The sequence below is a fragment of the Psychrobacter sp. 1U2 genome (assembly GCF_051847575.1).
Window position 1 is genome coordinate 1 of the sequence record NZ_JBPYDC010000303.1, and the last position, 1234, is coordinate 1234.

The following is a 1234-nucleotide window of genomic DNA, read 5'->3' on the forward strand; positions in this document are numbered from 1 at the left end:
ATAAGCAATCTAAAGGTTTTGCAACCTTACTTGAGTGGGCCAATATTTATTATGAGCCCAAAGACTACAAGCCCAATACGCGCAAATCTGAAGTGCGTATTGGCGGTATTCAGTGGCAGATGCGTGAAGTTGAGTCACCAGAAGAGCTGTTACAACAAGTTGAGTTCTTCGTCGATATAATGGCAGATTACAACTCTGATTTTGCTTGCTTGCCTGAGTTCTTTAATGCGCCATTGATGGGATTATGCGAATCAACAGATCAAAACATCGCTATCCGGTTTTTGGCCGGTTACACCGAATGGTTTAGAAACGAGATCTCGCATTTAGCCGTCAGTTATAACGTCAATGTCATTAGTGGGTCGATGCCATTGCTCGATGAAAATGACACTTTATATAATGTCAGCTATTTATGTCGCCGTGATGGCACTGTTGAAGAACAGCGCAAAATCCATATCACGCCACATGAGCGCAGTGCTTGGGTTATTGAAGGTGGCGATGAGGTCAAAGTATTTGACACCGACGCTGGCCGTATCGGTATCCTAGTCTGTTACGATATTGAATTTCCTGAACTTGCCCGCTTGATGGCGCTTGATGATATGGATATCTTGTTCGTACCGTTTTGGACAGATACCCAAAACGGATACCTAAGGGTACGTCATTGCGCTCAAGCGCGTGCAATCGAAAACGAATGTTACGTTATGATTTGCGGCTCAGTTGGTAATTTGCCACAAGTTGAAAGTCTAGATATACAGTATGCTCAGTCGTCCATCTTTTCGCCTTCAGATTTTGCGTTCCCTCACGATGCGATTATGGCAGAGACCACTCCAAATACAGAGATGGTGTTCTTTTCTGATTTGAACTTGGATAAGCTTACTTACGTGCGTAATGAAGGTTCAGTACACAACTTAATCGATCGCCGTGATGATTTATTTAGCTTAAAATGGAAGAGAAAATCGAAAGTTTCTGCCAGTAAACTGAGCGACGACGAACGTCATGAAAATTCTGGTAGCGTATTATTGGGCGATGCATTGCAAGGACGTGCGAAAAAGTCTCACTAATGCCATTCAGTAGCGTCAACAAACCACTGTATATATTGATAAATTGCTACTTTAAACATCATTATTTAAATAATACGGCTGACTATACAGCCGTTTATTTTTGTCTAAAAATTTTTTAAAAGCCTGTTGTTCAAGCCCTCTATTTAAGTAAATATGCAATAAGCAGACACTATGAT

At 41.3% G+C, this 1234-nt stretch carries 1 protein-coding gene; it reads left to right on the forward strand.

Translation table 11 applies throughout. The annotated features are described in order from the left end of the window. Window positions 1-1058, forward strand: a 1058-nt coding sequence (locus ACS8FD_RS15365; RefSeq protein ID WP_439276484.1) for a carbon-nitrogen hydrolase family protein, incomplete at its 5' end; no start/stop codon positions are given. Window positions 1059-1234: the final 176 nt, after the last annotated feature.